Genomic DNA, 15,118 nt, shown 5'->3' with positions numbered 1-15,118 from the left:
CCCCAGGGGCCCGGGCGCAGCCCGGTGCCCCGCTTGCAGCCCGTCCGGCGTTTGAGGACCGGGTCCGGGCTGGCCCGGGGAACGGTGGAAGGGCGGGTCGGGGACTTCGCCCCGCGCAGCGGCAAGGGTTGCTGCTGGGAGCTTTGGCCCGCGCAGCGGCTAGAGGTGCCGCGGGGACGTTGCCCCGCGTAGCGGCCGGAGGTGCTGCGGGGACTTCGCCCCGGGCAGCGGCCGGAGGTGCTTCGGGGGCGTTGCCCCGCGTAGCGGGCAGGGGGCTGCGGGGGCTTCGCCTCGCGCAGCGGCCCGGCGGCCGTCACGGCTGGTGCGGAGGCAGGTGGCGGGGGCGGGCCCGGGGCCGATTGACGGCCTTGGTCAACCGGCGCGCGCAGCCCCCGCCCCCAGGCCCAGGGTGGACGCATGACCGCGATCGAGCAGTACCTCGTCGATACTTACCGGGCAACACAGCACGGCACCCCGACACCCCCGCCCCCGGGCCGCGACGATGTCGTAGTCCTTCGTGCGGCCCGCACCTACGGACAGTTCCGGGCCGTCCTGGACGGCGCCGCCCCGGGCTGCCACCCCTGGCGCGCGGCCCTCCACCGGCTGACCCGCCGGCGCCTCGTCTGACCGCCCGCCCGGCCGGGCTACAGGCGGGCCACGAAGCCCGCCACCGCGGTGGCGACGTCGGCTTGCGTCCAGGCCAGCCCCGGCCGGGTGACCTCGAGTTCCGTCACGGACAGGCCGGGCGGCCCGTCGGGGGACCAGCGGCGGAACAGGACCGTGCCCGTCTCCTCCGCCAGGCGGACGCCCGCCTCGGTGAGGCGGTCCGCGTCGTACGGGAGCCATACCTGGAACTGGTGGGTGTGCGGGACCTCCGGGTGGACCCGGAACCAGGGCACCTCCGGAGCCGCGGCGAGCGCCGAGGCCAGGGCGGACGCCACCGAACGCGCCTTGGCCACGTAGGAGGGGAGCTGTGGCAGTTCCCGTTCCAGCCCGGCCAGGGCGGAGAGCGCGGCCGGGAACTGGCGGAAGATCTGGCCCCCGTACCGGTGCCGCCAGACCTTCGTCTCCGCCACGAGCGAGGCGGATCCTGCGAGGGCGGCCCCGCTGAGGCCCCCGAGGGATTTGTAGAAGGAGACGTACACGGAGTCCGCCAGCCCGGCGATCTCCGGCAGCGGCCGGCCGAAGTGGACCGTCGACTCCCACAGCCGGGCGCCGTCGAAGTGGACCACCGCGTCCCGTTCCCGGGCGGCGTCCACCAGGGCCGACAGCTCCTCCCAGGTCGGGAGCAGGAAGCCCGCGTCCCGCAGCGGAAGCTCCAGCATCAGCGTCCCGAAGGGCTCCGGCATTTCGGCGAGCTCGGTGGCGGTCGGCTGGCGCGGTTCGCCCGTCGGGTGGACGGTGCGCAGCCCCGAGACGACCGATACCGCGCCGCCCTCCCAGCGCTCCGGGTGGCTCATGGGGTGCAGGGCGACCACCGGGTTCCCGGTCCGGCCGGCCCAGCAGCGCAGGGCGACCTGCTGGGCCATGGTCCCGGTCGGGAAGAACGCCGCGTCCTCGGTGCCGAGCAGCTCCGCGACCCGCCGCTCCAGCCGCTCCACGACGCCGTTGCCGTAGATGTCGCCGGGCTCGTCGGGGTCCGGGGCCAGCCCGGCCAACTCCGCCAGCAGCTCGCCGACCGTGGCCTCGCGCAGACTGTCCGACAGCTTCCGCCGGGCCGCCCGCCCCGCAACCACCATCCGCGCCGCCACCGCATCCGCAGCCTCCTCGGCGACCTCCTGCTGGGCGGCCTGCTGCTGGGCGGCCTGCTGCTGGGCGGCCTGCTGGTCGGCCTGGTCGGCCTCGCCGGCGTCCCGCTGCGCGCCGCCTTCTGCGTCCCGCTGCGCGCCGCCTTCTGCGTCCCGCTGCGCGTCGCCTTCTGCGTCCCGCTGCGCGTCGCCTTCTGCGTCCCGCCCAGCGCCGCCTTCCGCGGCACGCTTCGCGCCGCCATCTGCGTCCCGCTCCGCGCCGTCTTCTGCGGCACGCTTCGCGCCGCCATCTGCGTCCCGCCCAGCGCCGCCCTCCGCGTCACGCCCCGCGCCGGATGCCGGGCCCCGGGCCGCCCGCGTGCCCGTCACCCGCCCGGCCGCCTGCTCCCCGGTCCCGTCGGGGGACCGCTCGGCGCCCGGGCTCGCGCCTGCGGCCCGTTCGGCTGCCAAGTCCGGTTCCGCGATCCGCTCCGCGCCCGCAGCCCGTTCCGCCGCTGCGTCCGGTTCCGCGATCCGCTGCACGCCCGGGTTCCCGCCCGGGCTCGCGGCCGGCTCCGCTTGGACGTCCGAGCCCCGTTCCGGGCCCGTGGCCGGCCCCGTACGCCCGTCCCGTTCCGCCCCCGGGGCCGGTTCCGCCCCTGTGACCCGTTCCGCGGCACCCGCGGCACCCGAGGCACCCGCGGCACCCGCGGCACCCGCACCCGCGCCCGCACCCGCGGCACCCGCGGCACCCGCACCCGCACCCGCGGCACCCGCACCCGCACCCGCGGCACCCGCACCCGCGGTACCCGCGGCACCCGCACCCGCGGCACCCGCACCCGCACCCGCGGTACCCGCGGCGGCCGCGGTCACCGCCCGCTCCGTGTCCTGGTTCATCCCCCGATCATCGCCGACCGGCCCGCACACCAGCAGCTAGCATGGCGACGTATCGTCCGGTACCCCCCGCGGACCGGAACGGAGCGGAAGGCCTCCCCGCGTGAACACAGCCCCCCAGGCGGAGCGCCCCGCCCGGCTCTCCGTCGGTGTCGTCGGAGCCGGCCGGGTCGGACCGGCGCTGGCCTGCGCACTGCAGCAGACCGGGCACCGCCCCGTCGCCGTCTCCGGGGTCTCCGACGCCTCGCGGCGCCGGGCCGAGCGGATGCTGCCCGGCGTGCCGGTGGTGTCCCCCGCCCAGGTCTTCCAGGCCTCCGACCTCGTGCTGCTGACCGTCCCCGACGACGCCCTGCCGTCCTTGGTGGAGGGCCTCGCCGAGACCGGTGCGGTCCGTCCCGGGCAGCTCCTCGTGCACACTTCCGGGCGGTACGGGGTCTCCGTGCTGGACCCCGCGCGCCGGGCGGGCGCGCTCCCGCTGGCCCTGCACCCCGCGATGACGTTCACCGGCACCGAGGTCGACGTGCAGCGCCTCGCGGGCTGCTCCTTCGGGGTGACCGCCCCCGACGAGCTGCGGCTCGCCGCCGAGGCCCTGGTCATCGAGATGGGCGGGGAGCCCGAGTGGATCGCCGAGGTGAACCGCCCGCTCTACCACGCGGCCCTCGCGCTGGGTGCGAACCACCTGGTCACCCTGGTCGCCCAGTCGATGGAGCTGTTGGGCAAGGCGGGCGTAGAACACCCCGCCCGGATGCTCGGCCCGCTCCTCGGCGCGGCCCTCGACAACGCCCTGCGCTCCGGTGACGGCGCCCTGACCGGCCCGGTGGCCCGCGGTGACGCCGGTACCGTCGCCGCGCACGTATCGGAGCTGCGCAAGCACGCCCCGGGCACCGTGGCCGGGTACCTCGCGATGGCCCGTACGACCGCCGACCGCGCGCTCGCGCACGGCCTGCTCAAGCCCGAACTGGCCGAGGACCTCCTCGGTGTGCTCGCCGACGGCGCGAACGACATCAATCCGGGCCACCCCGGCCACCCCGGCCACCCCGGCCCCGAGGGAACCGAAGGCGGCGGCGACCTGTGATCCTCCTCGACACCGCGGACGCCCTGCACCGCCTGCCCCGCGCCACGGCCACCGAAGCCACCGGTGCCGCCGCCGCCACCGACGGCCGCCGCGCCGTCGTCATGACCATGGGCGCCCTCCACGAGGGCCACGCCACCCTGGTCCGTACCGCCCGCGAGCACGTCGGTGCCACCGGCCAGGTCGTGGTCACCGTCTTCGTCAACCCCCTCCAGTTCGGGGCGAACGAGGACCTCGACCGCTACCCCCGCACCCTCGACGCCGACCTGGCGATCGCCGAAGCCGCCGGCGCCGACGCCGTGTTCGCCCCGGCCGTCGGCGAGGTCTACCCCGGCGGCGACCCCCAGGTCCGGATCACCGCCGGCCCGATGGGCGGCCGCCTCGAAGGCGCCACCCGCCCCGGCCACTTCGACGGCATGCTGACCGTCGTCGCCAAGCTGCTCCACCTCACCCGCCCCGACCTGGCCTTCTTCGGCCAGAAGGATGCGCAGCAACTGGCTTTGATCCGGCGGATGGTGACCGACCTGAACTTCCCGGTGGAGGTGGTCGGCGTACCGACCGTCCGCGAGCCGGACGGGCTGGCGCTGTCCTCCCGCAACCGTTACCTCTCCGCCAAGGAGCGCGGCACCGCCCTCGCGCTGTCCCGCGCCCTGTTCGCCGGCCGCGACCGCCTCGCCGCGCAGTCCGCCCTGCGCGCCCGCGCCGAGGCCCAGGCCCCGCCGGCCGGGGACGAGCGGGCCTCCGGCCTGGCGCGGCTCGGCGAGATCCGTGCCTCCGCCGACGCGCACGCCGTCGCCGCGGCGGGCGCCGGACTGCCGGAGGCCGTACGGGCCGCCGCGCGGCACGTCCTGGAGGAGGCGGGCCGTCACGAGCCGCCGCTCGTCCTGGACTACCTGGCGCTGGTGGACCCCCAGGACTTCACCGAGGCCGGCCACGGCTTCACCGGTCAGGCCGTGCTGGCCGTCGCCGCGAAGGTGGGCGCGACCCGGCTGATCGACAACATCCCATTGGAGTTCGGAGCACAACCGTGAGCACCCCAGGCAGAGTCCCCGCAGCAGCGGGCACCAGCACCGGCATACGGCTCCACGCCCCGGCGCCCGGCTGGTCCGTGGACGCCGATGTCGTGGTCGTCGGGTCCGGAGTCGCCGGACTGACCGCCGCGCTGCGCTGCGCGGCCGCGGGCCGACGTACCGTCGTGGTCACCAAGGCCCGCCTCGACGACGGCTCCACCCGCTGGGCCCAGGGCGGCATCGCCGCCGCCCTCGGCGACGGGGACACCCCCGAGCAGCACCTCGACGACACCCTGGTCGCGGGCGCCGGCCTGTGCGACGAGGCCGCCGTCCGGCTCCTGGTCACCGAGGGACCCGACGCCGTGCGCCGCCTCATCGCGACCGGCGCCGTCTTCGACACCTCCGCCGAGACCGGCGAGATCGAGCTGACCCGCGAGGGCGGCCACCACCGCCGCCGCATCGCGCACGCCGGCGGGGACGCCACCGGCGCCGAGATCTCCCGCGCGCTCGTCGAGGCCGTGCAGGACGCCGGCATCGAGACCGTCGAGAACGCCCTGGTCCTGGACCTGCTCCTGGACGCGCAGGGCCGTACCGCGGGCGTCACCCTGCACGTCATGGGCGAGGGCCAGCACGACGGGGTCGGGGCCGTCCACGCGCCCGCCGTGATCCTCGCGACCGGCGGCATGGGCCAGGTCTTCTCCGCGACCACCAATCCGTCGGTCTCCACCGGCGACGGGGTGGCCCTCGCGCTGCGCGCCGGCGCCGAGGTCTCCGACCTCGAATTCGTCCAGTTCCACCCCACCGTGCTCTTCCTCGGTGCCGACGCCGAGGGCCAGCAGCCCCTGGTGTCGGAGGCCGTCCGCGGCGAGGGCGCGTACCTCGTCGACGCCGGCGGGGTCCGCTTCATGACCGGCCAGCACGAGCTCGCCGAGCTCGCCCCCCGCGACATCGTCGCCAAGGGCATCATGCGCCGCATGCAGGAGCAGGGCACCGAGCACATGTACCTCGACGCCCGGCACTTCGGCGCCGAGATGTGGGAGCAGCGCTTCCCGACCATCCTCGCCGCCTGCCGCTCGCACGGCATCGACCCGGTGACGGAGCCGATCCCCGTCGCCCCGGCCGCGCACTACGCCTCCGGCGGCGTACGGACCGACCTGCACGGCCGCACCACCGTTCCCGGGCTGTACGCCTGCGGCGAGGTCGCCTGCACCGGGGTGCACGGCGCGAACCGGCTGGCCTCCAACTCCCTGCTGGAGGGCCTGGTCTTCGCCGAGCGCATCGCCGACGACATCATCGGGAACCCGCCCGCGGGCACCGGCCCCGGCATCCCCGTCCCGGCCACCGGGCCCCTCCAGCCCGCCGAGGCGCGCTACGAGATCCAGCGCATCATGACCGACGGCGCGGGCGTGCTCCGCTCCGCCGAGTCGCTGAGCCGGGCCGCCGCCGCGCTCGAAGCCCTGTACGCGAGGGCGCTGACGGAGCTGGAGACCCGCGGCAAGACCGCCGTCCCCGGCACCGAGAGCTGGGAAGCCACCAACCTCCTGTGCGTGGCCCGGGTGCTGGTCGCCGCCGCCCAGCGGCGCGCGGAGACCCGCGGCTGCCACTGGCGCGAGGACCACCCCGACCGGGACGACGCCGGCTGGCGGCGCCACCTGGTCGTCCGCCTGTCGGAGACCGAGCGGCGGGCCCTGGTCGTCACCGCCACGGACTCGGCGGACTTCCCCTCGGTACGGGTCCCCTCGAACGCGGACGGCACGGACAGCGCAGACAGCACGGACAGCACAGCCCGCACAGCCCCCACCGACAGCAACGAAAGCCTGGAGCCGTAACCGTGAGCACGCACGAGCACGACCACACCCACGAGCACGCCGAGCTCCCCCTCGTGGGCCAGAGCGAAGCCGGCGGCTGCGGCGACGACTGCGCCTGCGGCGAAGGCGAGGAGTCCGGCCTCGACCCGGCACTCGCCGAACTGCTGGAGGAAGCCGGCCTGGACCCCATCGAGGTCGAGGACATCGCGCACATGGCGCTCTCCGAGGACCTCGACGGCGGGGTCGACGTCACCACCGTCGCCACCGTCCCCGAAGAGGCCGAGGCGATCGCCGACTTCGTCGCCCGCGAGGACGGCGTCGTGGCCGGCCTGCGCATCGCCGAGGCCGTGTTCTCGGTGGTCTGCACCGAGTCCTTCGAGGTCGAGCGGCACGCGGAGGACGGCGACAGCGTCAAGGCCGGTGACGTCCTCCTGTCGGTGCGCTCGCGCACCCGGGACCTGCTGACCGCCGAGCGCAGCGCCCTGAACATCGTGTGCCGCCTGTCGGGCGTCGCGACGGCCACCCGCCGCTGGGCCGAGGTCCTGGAGGGCACCGGCGCCAAGGTCCGCGACACCCGCAAGACCACCCCGGGCCTGCGCTCCCTGGAGAAGTACGCGGTGCGCTGCGGCGGCGGGGTCAACCACCGCATGTCGCTGTCGGACGCGGCGCTGGTCAAGGACAACCACGTGGTCGCGGCCGGCGGGGTCGTCCAGGCCTTCACCGCCGTGCGGGAGGCCTTCCCGGAGGTCCCGATCGAGGTCGAGGTCGACACCCTGGAGCAGGTCGGCGAGGTCCTGGAGGCCGGTGCGGACCTGATCCTGCTCGACAACTTCACCGTGGCGCAGACCGCGGAGGCCGTCGCCCTGGTCGCCGGCCGCGCCACCCTGGAGTCCTCGGGCCGCCTCACCCTGGACACCGCCCGCGCCTACGCCGAGACCGGCGTCGACTTCCTCGCGGTCGGCGCGCTGACCCACTCCTCCCCGATCCTGGACATCGGCCTCGATCTGCGCGAGGCGGTGTAACCGATGCTCCTCACCATCGACGTGGGCAACTCCCATACGGTCCTTGGCCTGTTCGACGGTGACGAGATCGTCGAGCACTGGCGCGTCTCGACCGACCCGCGCCGCACGGCCGACGAGATGGCCGTGCTGATGCAGGGCCTGATGGGCATGCACCCGATGCTCGGCAACGAACTGGGCGACGGCATCCACGGCATCGCGATCTGCTCGACGGTGCCGGCGGTGCTGCACGAGCTCCGCGAGGTGACCCGCCGCTACTACGGGGACGTCCCCGCGGTGATCGTGGAGCCCGGCACCAAGACGGGCGTACCGATCCTGATGGACAACCCGAAGGAGGTCGGCGCCGACCGCATCGTCAACGCGGTCGCCGCCGCCGAGCTCTACGGCGGCCCCGCGATCGTCGTCGACTTCGGTACCGCGACCACCTTCGACGCCGTCTCCGCCAAGGGCGAGTACGTCGGCGGGGTGATCTCCCCGGGCATCGAGATCTCCATGGAGGCCCTCGGCGTACGCGGCGCCCAGCTCCGCAAGATCGAGCTGGCCCGCCCGCGCAACGTCATCGGCAAGTCCACGGTCGAGGCGATGCAGTCGGGCGTGGTCTACGGGTTCGCGGGCCAGGTCGACGGGATCGTGGGCCGCATGGCCAAGGAGCTGGCCGGCCCGAACGGCGTCCCCGACGACGTCCGCGTCATCGCCACCGGCGGCCTGGCCCCGATCGTCCTCGGCGAGGCCGAGGCCATCGACGACCACGAGCCCTGGCTCACCCTGATCGGCCTGCGGCTGGTCTACGAGCGCAACGCGCCCTCCTTCGGCTGACCGGCCGGAGCACGAGCCCGACGGCCCCCGGCCCCCTCCCCAGGAGGCCGGGGGCCGTTTCGCGTCCCGTCCTTACCGCGTCCTGACGCCCGCCATGACAATTTCCCCGGAAATGGCCGGACCACGGCCGTCGCGGGGATAACGTGCCCCACGAGATGTACCGGGAGCCCGTCCCCGGCGCCACAGCGCCAGTGACCGGAGGAGACGCCATGAACGCTCGGCCCGCCTGGCAGAAGTCCTCGTTCTGCGGTGAGGGGGACAACTGCGTGTACGTCAGTGCCGCCCCCGGAACCCTGGTCCGCGTGGCCGACCGCGCCGACCCGGCCCACCTGGTCCTCGCCACCACCCAGGCCGCCTGGGCCGATTTCCTCCGCGTGGTCAAGCAAGCGGACTGACGCTTCTCCCCCTGCGCTGCTCTTCCCGGGCCCTTCCCGCGGGGACACGCGCCCTGAACGTGTCCACTCAAGGGATTTTGTCCGATTAGCGCGTATCTTCGGCCCATGCCCACGCCCTACGGATCCCGCGGCGGCATGGCGTTCGGCGCCGATGAGCTTCACGTGCTCAGGCGTTCGCTCGCTCACGCCCTTCAGTCCTCGACGGCCCCCCTGACGGCCGTCGAGGTCCAGGACTGCCTGCGCCTCGCGGCGTCGGTGGACGACGCGGTCCAGGAGGCGGGGAGGCTCAGAGCCTTCCTCCTCGCCGACCTGGCGCGGTACAGAGCCGCCCTGCCCGGCAGCCTCTCCGGCTACCTGGAGCTGCTCCAGGACGCCCTGGCGGCCGGCTACGAACCGGTGCCGGACGACCTCGCCGCCCTCCGCGCGCTGCGCGCCAACCCGGTGGCCGGCGCGCTGCTGGAGCGGGCCCAGACCATCGCGGAGCGCTCCGTACGCCGCAGGCTGTCCACGGCGCCCGCGCCGCGCACCCGGCTGCTGACCCTCGCGGGCGGCACCGACGCGCGGGGCTCCGAGACCCGCGGCGCCGCCGGCAAGGGCGGCTCCGACAAGGAGGGCGACCCGGCGCGCCCGAAGACCGAGCCGCGCCCCGACGACCGCCCGGCCCGCCCCATCCCGACCCCGGGCGAGGTCTTCCCGCCCCGCCGCAAGCCCACCCCGCCCCCGGAGGCCGGGCGCGCGGTCGGGTAGCTAGGCTGGGGGCATGGACTACGTTTCCGCGCTCGTGCCCCCCTTCGTGATGGCCGTGTTCTTCATCGCGCTCGTCGTGACGATCGTGAAGAGCCAGGGCGGCGCCAACAAGGCCAAGGAGGACGCGGCCGTCGACGCCGTGCTCGCCCGCGCCGAGGCCGCTCAGCAGTCCCAGCCCCAGAAGTAGGCCCCCTCCACGGGGACGGGCGTACGGCTTCCCGGCCGTGCGCCCTTCACTTCGTTGGGGGACCGCTGGATTTTGTTGCGCCTTGCCGCCCGGATAGCCGCGCAATTCACCACAACCCGCACTATCGTGCTGCTGTGCCTCGCCCCTTGGGAGAACTCGAAGACGCAGTCATGACGCGGGTGTGGCAGTGGAACCGCCCGGTCACCGTTCGCGAAGTCCTGGAAGACCTGCAGCAGGAACGGTCCATCGCGTACACCACGGTCATGACCGTTATGGACAATCTTCATCAGAAGGGCTGGGTCCGCCGCGAGGCGGAAGGCCGCGCCTATCGATATACGGCCGTCTCCACCCGGGCCGCTTACTCGGCCGCACTGATGAACGAAGCCTGGTCCACGAGCGACAACCCGGCGGCCGCCCTCGTGGCCTTCTTCGGCATGATGTCGGCGGAACAGCGCGAGGCACTCAGGGACGCCGTACGCATCGTGCAGCCGGCAGAACCCGAAGTCGCGCCGGAACCCGAAGTCGTACCGGCACCCGAAGTCGCGCCGGAACCCGAAGTCGTACCGGCACCCGAAGTCGTACCGGCACCCGAAGTCGCGCCGGAAGCCGAAGTCGCGCCGGAACCCGCAGGACCGCCGGAGTCCGCAGACTCCCCGGCCCCGCCCGCAAGCACCGAAGGCGACTCCGCGGCACCGGGCACCGGTCCGGGGCGATAACGTCCGGGCATGGCTGAGTTTTCCGCTGCACATGCAAAAACAGTGACGATCCGCCGAGCGCGCACCGGTGACGTTCCCGCACTGCGCCGCCTGCTCGACCAGTACGTACAGCAGCGGATCCTGCTGGACAAAGCGCCGGTCGTCCTTTATGAGGACATCCAGGAGTTCTGGGTCGCGGAACGCGACTCCGATGCCCAGGTGGTCGGCTGCGGTGCGCTCCACGTGATGTGGGAAGACCTGGCCGAAGTCCGCACTCTTGCCGTCGACCGCGACTTGAAGGGCGTGGGAGTCGGACATCTGGTGCTCGACAAGTTGCTGGAGACCGCCCGGAGGGTAGGCGTCAGCCGGGTTTTCTGCCTGACCTTCGAAGTGGACTTCTTCGCGAAGCACGGCTTCACCGAGATCGGCGAGACCCCGGTGGACACCGATGTGTACATGGAGCTGCTGCGTTCCTATGACGAGGGTGTCGCCGAGTTCCTCGGTCTCGAACGAGTGAAGCCGAACACCTTGGGCAACAGCCGGATGCTTCTGCACCTCTGATCGATCACTGCGGGGATTTCACAGGACCCTCCGCGCCGGGGCCTATGTCCGAATCGCGCATGTTTCCCGACCCGTTGCGGACCCGAACCCGTGACGGGGGGTTTGTGTTTTCCAGGCAAAAGCGGTTTCCTTTCCGCGTACTGCTTTTCGATGAAAGGAAATCCCGGTGGCACAGAAGGTTCAGGTCCTTCTTGTCGACGACCTCGACGGCGGCGAGGCGGACGAGACGGTGACGTTCGCTCTGGATGGCAAGACCTACGAGATCGACCTCACCACCGCCAACGCTGAAAAGCTCCGCGGGCTGCTCGACCCCTTCACCAAGGGCGGTCGCCGCACCGGTGGCCGTGCCGCGGCGGGTCGTACCAAGGGCGGCCGCGCCGCCGCGACGTCCGGCAACCCGGACACGGCGGAGATCCGCGCCTGGGCCAAGGCCCAGGGCATGAGCGTCAACGATCGCGGCCGCGTGCCGCAGGAGATCCGCGAGGCTTACGAGAACCGGGGCTGACCTCCGGTCGGAACCCCGGTGCCGATGCGATGCGCAGAGGCCGTACGCCGCCGCAACCGCGCCCGGTGGCATTCCGTCGCCGCCGCCGCGACCAGGCGTACGAGACCGGGCCCGGTGGCGCCCGCGCCACGACCTGGCCCGGAGCCCTGCCCCGCAGCGGGCAGGGCGGGCAGCAGTGCCTCACACCCCTGCTCGGGGGGCCGCAGCCACACGGCGGCCCCCCGAGGGCTTTCCCCGGGCCCCACCAGGTGTCCCGGCGGCGCCGGAGCGGTGATCCGGCCACCCGTACCCAGGGCGGCGAGATCCAGGGCCACCCCGCCCCACTCCAGCCAGTCGAGCAGCCCTTCCAGCTCGTCGGCGCTCCCCGGGGCCACCAGGAACCGCATCCTGCGCCCCATCAGGGCCACGGGACCCGTGGCGTCACGACAGGGGCCCCGCAGCACGGCCGCACCGGCATCGGCCGGCAGCTCCAGGACGTCGAACCGCACCCCGGTCACCAGCTGGGCGGGCGGACCGCCGGCCACGGGCCAGCCGAGCACGCGTGGGTACCAGTCGGCCGGGGGCTCCCCGATCGGAGCGCGGGGGAGCGGGACGGTGGCGGGCGGCGCGGTGAGGGCCATGTCCGGAGCAACTGCGGAAACGCTTCGGAGTTACGCGGGAGCGGGCGCCCGATGTGACGCAGCGCACGCGCATCAATGCGGAACGTAAACGTCCGGTGAGCCGGAGTCTCACATTCGGGACGGAACCGTGTTCGCCCGTAGCGGAGGGAACAGTCGTCCACCAGCGTGAACTGTCCGCTCTTACGGGTAAGACATTCCTAGTGGATCGGGGCGACACGCTGTTTTGCAGGGTCCGAGACCGGCTTCCGTTCGCCATCGGCGTACACGTGTGACGGGTATCTGCCTGGCCTGCGGGAACATCGTCTCGCACCATCGGGTTGGAGCAGTTGTCGGCACTTACAGCCGGGTTTTCCCACGGACGTGAGGGTGAGCCGCGGACGGATGTCGGCAGTTGGAATGAGCTGTCCCGCCCCGCGGGACTAGCATGCGGAAGGACAGGGCGGGGACCGACCCCGAACTGCCCGACCGCTCTGAGGAGCGATAAACGATGTTCGAGAGGTTCACCGACCGCGCGCGGCGGGTTGTCGTCCTGGCTCAGGAAGAAGCCCGGATGCTCAACCACAACTACATCGGCACCGAGCACATCCTCCTGGGCTTGATCCACGAGGGTGAGGGTGTCGCCGCTAAGGCCTTGGAGAGCCTCGGGATTTCGCTCGAGGCTGTTCGCCAGCAGGTTGAGGAGATCATCGGACAGGGGCAGCAGGCCCCTTCCGGCCACATCCCCTTCACCCCGCGGGCGAAGAAGGTCCTGGAGCTTTCGCTCCGAGAGGCCCTCCAGCTCGGCCACAACTACATCGGCACCGAGCACATCCTGCTCGGCCTCATTCGCGAGGGCGAGGGCGTCGCCGCCCAGGTCCTGGTGAAGCTGGGCGCCGATCTCAACCGAGTCCGGCAGCAGGTCATCCAGCTGCTCTCCGGCTACTCCGGCGGAGGCAAGGAGTCGGCAACGGCCGGCGGCCCGGCCGAGGGCACGCCCTCGACCTCGCTCGTCCTGGACCAGTTCGGCCGCAACCTCACGCAGGCAGCTCGCGAATCCAAGCTCGACCCGGTCATCGGGCGCGAGAAGGAGATCGAGCGGGTCATGCAGGTGCTGTCCCGCCGGACCAAGAACAACCCGGTCCTCATCGGCGAGCCCGGCGTCGGCAAGACCGCCGTCGTCGAGGGCCTGGCCCAGGCGATCGTCAAGGGCGAGGTCCCCGAGACCCTCAAGGACAAGCACCTCTACACGCTTGACCTGGGTGCCCTGGTCGCCGGTTCCCGCTACCGCGGTGACTTCGAAGAGCGCCTCAAGAAGGTGCTCAAGGAGATCCGCACCCGCGGCGACATCATCCTGTTCATCGACGAGCTCCACACCCTCGTGGGTGCGGGTGCCGCCGAGGGCGCGATCGACGCCGCCAGCATCCTGAAGCCCATGCTGGCCCGTGGTGAGCTCCAGACCATCGGTGCCACGACGCTCGACGAGTACCGCAAGCACCTTGAGAAGGACGCCGCTCTCGAGCGCCGCTTCCAGCCGATCCAGGTGGCGGAGCCTTCCCTCCAGCACACCATCGAGATCCTCAAGGGCCTGCGCGACCGCTACGAGGCCCACCACCGCGTCTCCATCACGGACGAGGCCCTCGTGCAGGCGGCCACCCTGGCCGACCGGTACATCTCGGACCGCTTCCTCCCGGACAAGGCGATCGACCTGATCGACGAGGCCGGCTCCAGGATGCGCATCCGCCGGATGACCGCGCCGCCGGACCTCCGCGAGTTCGACGAGAAGATCGCGAACGTGCGTCGCGACAAGGAGTCGGCCATCGACTCCCAGGACTTCGAGAAGGCGGCTTCCCTCCGCGATTCGGAGAAGCAGCTGCTGGCGGCGAAGGCCAAGCGCGAGAAGGAATGGAAGGCCGGCGACATGGACGTCGTCGCCGAGGTCGACGGCGAGCTCATCGCCGAAGTCCTGGCGACCGCGACCGGCATTCCGGTGTTCAAGCTGACCGAGGAGGAGTCCTCGCGACTCCTGCGCATGGAGGACGAGCTCCACCGTCGCGTCATCGGCCAGAAGGACGCCATCAAGGCGCTCTCCCAGGCGATCCGCCGTACTCGTGCGGGTCTGAAGGACCCGAAGCGTCCCGGTGGCTCGTTCATCTTCGCCGGCCCGTCCGGTGTCGGTAAGACGGAGCTCTCCAAGACGCTCGCCGAATTCCTCTTCGGCGACGAGGACGCGCTGATCTCCCTCGACATGTCGGAGTTCAGCGAGAAGCACACGGTTTCCCGTCTCTTCGGTTCGCCCCCCGGCTACGTGGGCTACGAAGAGGGCGGCCAGCTGACCGAGAAGGTCCGCCGGAAGCCGTTCTCCGTCGTCCTCTTCGACGAGGTCGAGAAGGCCCACCCGGATATCTTCAATTCCCTTCTCCAGATCCTGGAAGACGGTCGTCTGACCGACTCCCAGGGCCGGGTCGTGGACTTCAAGAACACGGTCATCATCATGACGACCAACCTGGGTACGCGGGACATCTCGAAGGGCTTCAACCTCGGCTTCGCGGCCCAGGGAGACACCAAGACCGGATACGACCGGATGAAGGCGAAGGTCAACGAAGAGCTCAAGCAGCACTTCCGGCCCGAGTTCCTCAACCGTGTCGACGACACGGTCGTCTTCCACCAGCTCACCGAGGAAGACATCGTCCAGATCGTCGACCTGATGATCGCCAAGGTCGATGACCGCCTGAAGGACCGTGACATGGGCATCGAGCTCAGCACGGAAGCGAAGGCACTGCTGGCCAAGCGCGGCTACGACCCGATCATGGGTGCCCGCCCGCTGCGCCGCACGATCCAGCGCGAGATCGAGGACATCCTGTCGGAGAAGATCCTCTTCGGCGAGCTGCGCCCCGGTCACATCGTGGTCGTCGGCAAGGAGGGTGAGGGCGAGGAAGCCAAGTTCACCTTCCGCGGTGAGGAGAAGACTCCGATCTCGGACCTTCCCCCCATCGAGGCGTCGGGCTCCGGCCCGGACCTCACCAAGGGTGCGTAAGCGCTAGCCGCTCTCAGCGGTACGAAGGGGCGGCCCCGGAACCGAACTC

General features: G+C 72.3%; 15 protein-coding genes. 13 read left to right on the top strand and 2 right to left on the bottom strand.

Features of this window, described 5'->3' with window-relative positions:
- Positions 1-417 precede the first annotated feature (417 nt).
- On the top strand, positions 418-627 hold the full coding sequence (locus ACFWNV_RS35585; protein WP_383955100.1) for a hypothetical protein: 210 nt from the start codon (positions 418-420) through the stop codon (positions 625-627).
- 17 nt (positions 628-644) lie between these two features.
- On the opposite strand, the gene ACFWNV_RS35580 is transcribed toward ACFWNV_RS35585, so the two are convergent.
- On the bottom strand, positions 645-1,739 hold the full coding sequence (locus ACFWNV_RS35580; protein ID WP_383955104.1) for a threonine aldolase family protein: 1,095 nt from the start codon (positions 1,737-1,739) through the stop codon (positions 645-647).
- Between the two features lie 985 nt (positions 1,740-2,724).
- Between ACFWNV_RS35580 and ACFWNV_RS35575 the strand changes: the two genes are divergently transcribed.
- The 11 genes from ACFWNV_RS35575 to ACFWNV_RS35525 all read left to right on the top strand — a co-directional run bounded on the left by ACFWNV_RS35575 (position 2,725) and on the right by ACFWNV_RS35525 (position 11,436).
- Positions 2,725-3,696 (top strand): Rossmann-like and DUF2520 domain-containing protein, encoded by a 972-nt coding sequence (locus tag ACFWNV_RS35575; protein ID WP_383955098.1) that lies wholly within the window; start codon positions 2,725-2,727, stop codon positions 3,694-3,696.
- Positions 3,693-4,724: a pantoate--beta-alanine ligase gene (gene panC, locus ACFWNV_RS35570; RefSeq protein WP_383955096.1), complete on the top strand. Its 1,032-nt coding sequence runs from the start codon at positions 3,693-3,695 to the stop codon at positions 4,722-4,724. The genes ACFWNV_RS35575 and panC overlap by 4 nt, the downstream gene beginning before the upstream one ends.
- Entirely contained in the window at positions 4,721-6,532 is a 1,812-nt protein-coding gene (locus ACFWNV_RS35565; RefSeq protein ID WP_383955094.1) for an L-aspartate oxidase, read from the top strand. Before panC ends, ACFWNV_RS35565 begins: the two co-directional genes overlap by 4 nt.
- Before the next feature lie 53 nt (positions 6,533-6,585).
- Positions 6,586-7,533 (top strand): carboxylating nicotinate-nucleotide diphosphorylase, encoded by a 948-nt coding sequence (nadC, locus tag ACFWNV_RS35560; RefSeq protein WP_383955102.1) that lies wholly within the window; start codon positions 6,586-6,588, stop codon positions 7,531-7,533.
- A gap of 3 nt (positions 7,534-7,536) precedes the next feature.
- Positions 7,537-8,346 (top strand): type III pantothenate kinase, encoded by an 810-nt coding sequence (locus ACFWNV_RS35555; RefSeq protein WP_383955093.1) that lies wholly within the window; start codon positions 7,537-7,539, stop codon positions 8,344-8,346.
- A gap of 209 nt (positions 8,347-8,555) precedes the next feature.
- Positions 8,556-8,741 (top strand): DUF397 domain-containing protein, encoded by a 186-nt coding sequence (locus ACFWNV_RS35550; RefSeq protein WP_383955091.1) that lies wholly within the window; start codon positions 8,556-8,558, stop codon positions 8,739-8,741.
- A 105-nt stretch (positions 8,742-8,846) separates the two neighbouring features.
- Positions 8,847-9,488, top strand: coding sequence for a hypothetical protein (locus tag ACFWNV_RS35545; protein WP_383955089.1), 642 nt, complete (start codon positions 8,847-8,849; stop codon positions 9,486-9,488).
- Between the two features lie 13 nt (positions 9,489-9,501).
- A complete protein-coding gene (locus tag ACFWNV_RS35540) occupies positions 9,502-9,675 on the top strand; it encodes a hypothetical protein (protein WP_250752807.1) in 174 nt (57 codons plus the stop codon).
- A 170-nt stretch (positions 9,676-9,845) separates the two neighbouring features.
- Positions 9,846-10,391, top strand: a complete 546-nt coding sequence (locus ACFWNV_RS35535; protein ID WP_383955087.1) for a BlaI/MecI/CopY family transcriptional regulator — start codon at positions 9,846-9,848, stop codon at positions 10,389-10,391.
- 9 nt (positions 10,392-10,400) lie between these two features.
- Positions 10,401-10,931 carry an amino-acid N-acetyltransferase gene (locus tag ACFWNV_RS35530; protein WP_383955085.1) on the top strand — a complete coding sequence of 177 codons (531 nt, stop codon included), beginning with the start codon at positions 10,401-10,403 and terminating at the stop codon, positions 10,929-10,931.
- Positions 10,932-11,097: 166 nt separating this feature from the next.
- The gene (locus tag ACFWNV_RS35525; RefSeq protein ID WP_250752815.1) at positions 11,098-11,436 is read left to right on the top strand and encodes an Lsr2 family protein; all 339 of its coding nucleotides are present in this window, start codon (positions 11,098-11,100) and stop codon (positions 11,434-11,436) included.
- Here the strand turns inward: ACFWNV_RS35525 and ACFWNV_RS35520 are convergent.
- Positions 11,418-12,056, bottom strand: a complete 639-nt coding sequence (locus ACFWNV_RS35520; protein WP_383955083.1) for an SCO3374 family protein — start codon at positions 12,054-12,056, stop codon at positions 11,418-11,420. The genes ACFWNV_RS35525 and ACFWNV_RS35520 overlap by 19 nt on opposite strands.
- Positions 12,057-12,543: 487 nt before the next feature.
- On the opposite strand from ACFWNV_RS35520, the gene ACFWNV_RS35515 reads away from it, so the two are divergent.
- Positions 12,544-15,069: an ATP-dependent Clp protease ATP-binding subunit gene (locus ACFWNV_RS35515; protein WP_383955081.1), complete on the top strand. Its 2,526-nt coding sequence runs from the start codon at positions 12,544-12,546 to the stop codon at positions 15,067-15,069.
- Positions 15,070-15,118: the final 49 nt, after the last annotated feature.

The sequence above is a fragment of the Streptomyces sp. NPDC058401 genome, assembly GCF_042722885.1.
In the GTDB taxonomy this organism is placed as follows: Bacteria; Actinomycetota; Actinomycetes; order Streptomycetales; family Streptomycetaceae; genus Streptomyces.
This window is presented reverse-complemented; position numbering and strand designations above follow the sequence as displayed.

Bases quoted from the DNA above. Each gene is read 5' to 3' on its own strand.
- ACFWNV_RS35555 (WP_383955093.1), top strand. From the start codon at position 7,537: ATGCTCCTCACCATCGACGTGGGCAACTCCCATACGGTCCTTGGCCTG.
- ACFWNV_RS35540 (WP_250752807.1), top strand. From the start codon at position 9,502: ATGGACTACGTTTCCGCGCTCGTGCCCCCCTTCGTGATGGCCGTGTTC.
- ACFWNV_RS35535 (WP_383955087.1), top strand. From the start codon at position 9,846: ATGACGCGGGTGTGGCAGTGGAACCGCCCGGTCACCGTTCGCGAAGTC.
- ACFWNV_RS35580 (WP_383955104.1), bottom strand. From the start codon at position 1,739: ATGGTGGTTGCGGGGCGGGCGGCCCGGCGGAAGCTGTCGGACAGTCTG.
- ACFWNV_RS35530 (WP_383955085.1), top strand. From the start codon at position 10,401: ATGGCTGAGTTTTCCGCTGCACATGCAAAAACAGTGACGATCCGCCGA.
- ACFWNV_RS35545 (WP_383955089.1), top strand. From the start codon at position 8,847: ATGCCCACGCCCTACGGATCCCGCGGCGGCATGGCGTTCGGCGCCGAT.
- ACFWNV_RS35515 (WP_383955081.1), top strand. From the start codon at position 12,544: ATGTTCGAGAGGTTCACCGACCGCGCGCGGCGGGTTGTCGTCCTGGCT.
- ACFWNV_RS35585 (WP_383955100.1), top strand. From the start codon at position 418: ATGACCGCGATCGAGCAGTACCTCGTCGATACTTACCGGGCAACACAG.
- ACFWNV_RS35520 (WP_383955083.1), bottom strand. From the start codon at position 12,056: ATGGCCCTCACCGCGCCGCCCGCCACCGTCCCGCTCCCCCGCGCTCCG.
- ACFWNV_RS35550 (WP_383955091.1), top strand. From the start codon at position 8,556: ATGAACGCTCGGCCCGCCTGGCAGAAGTCCTCGTTCTGCGGTGAGGGG.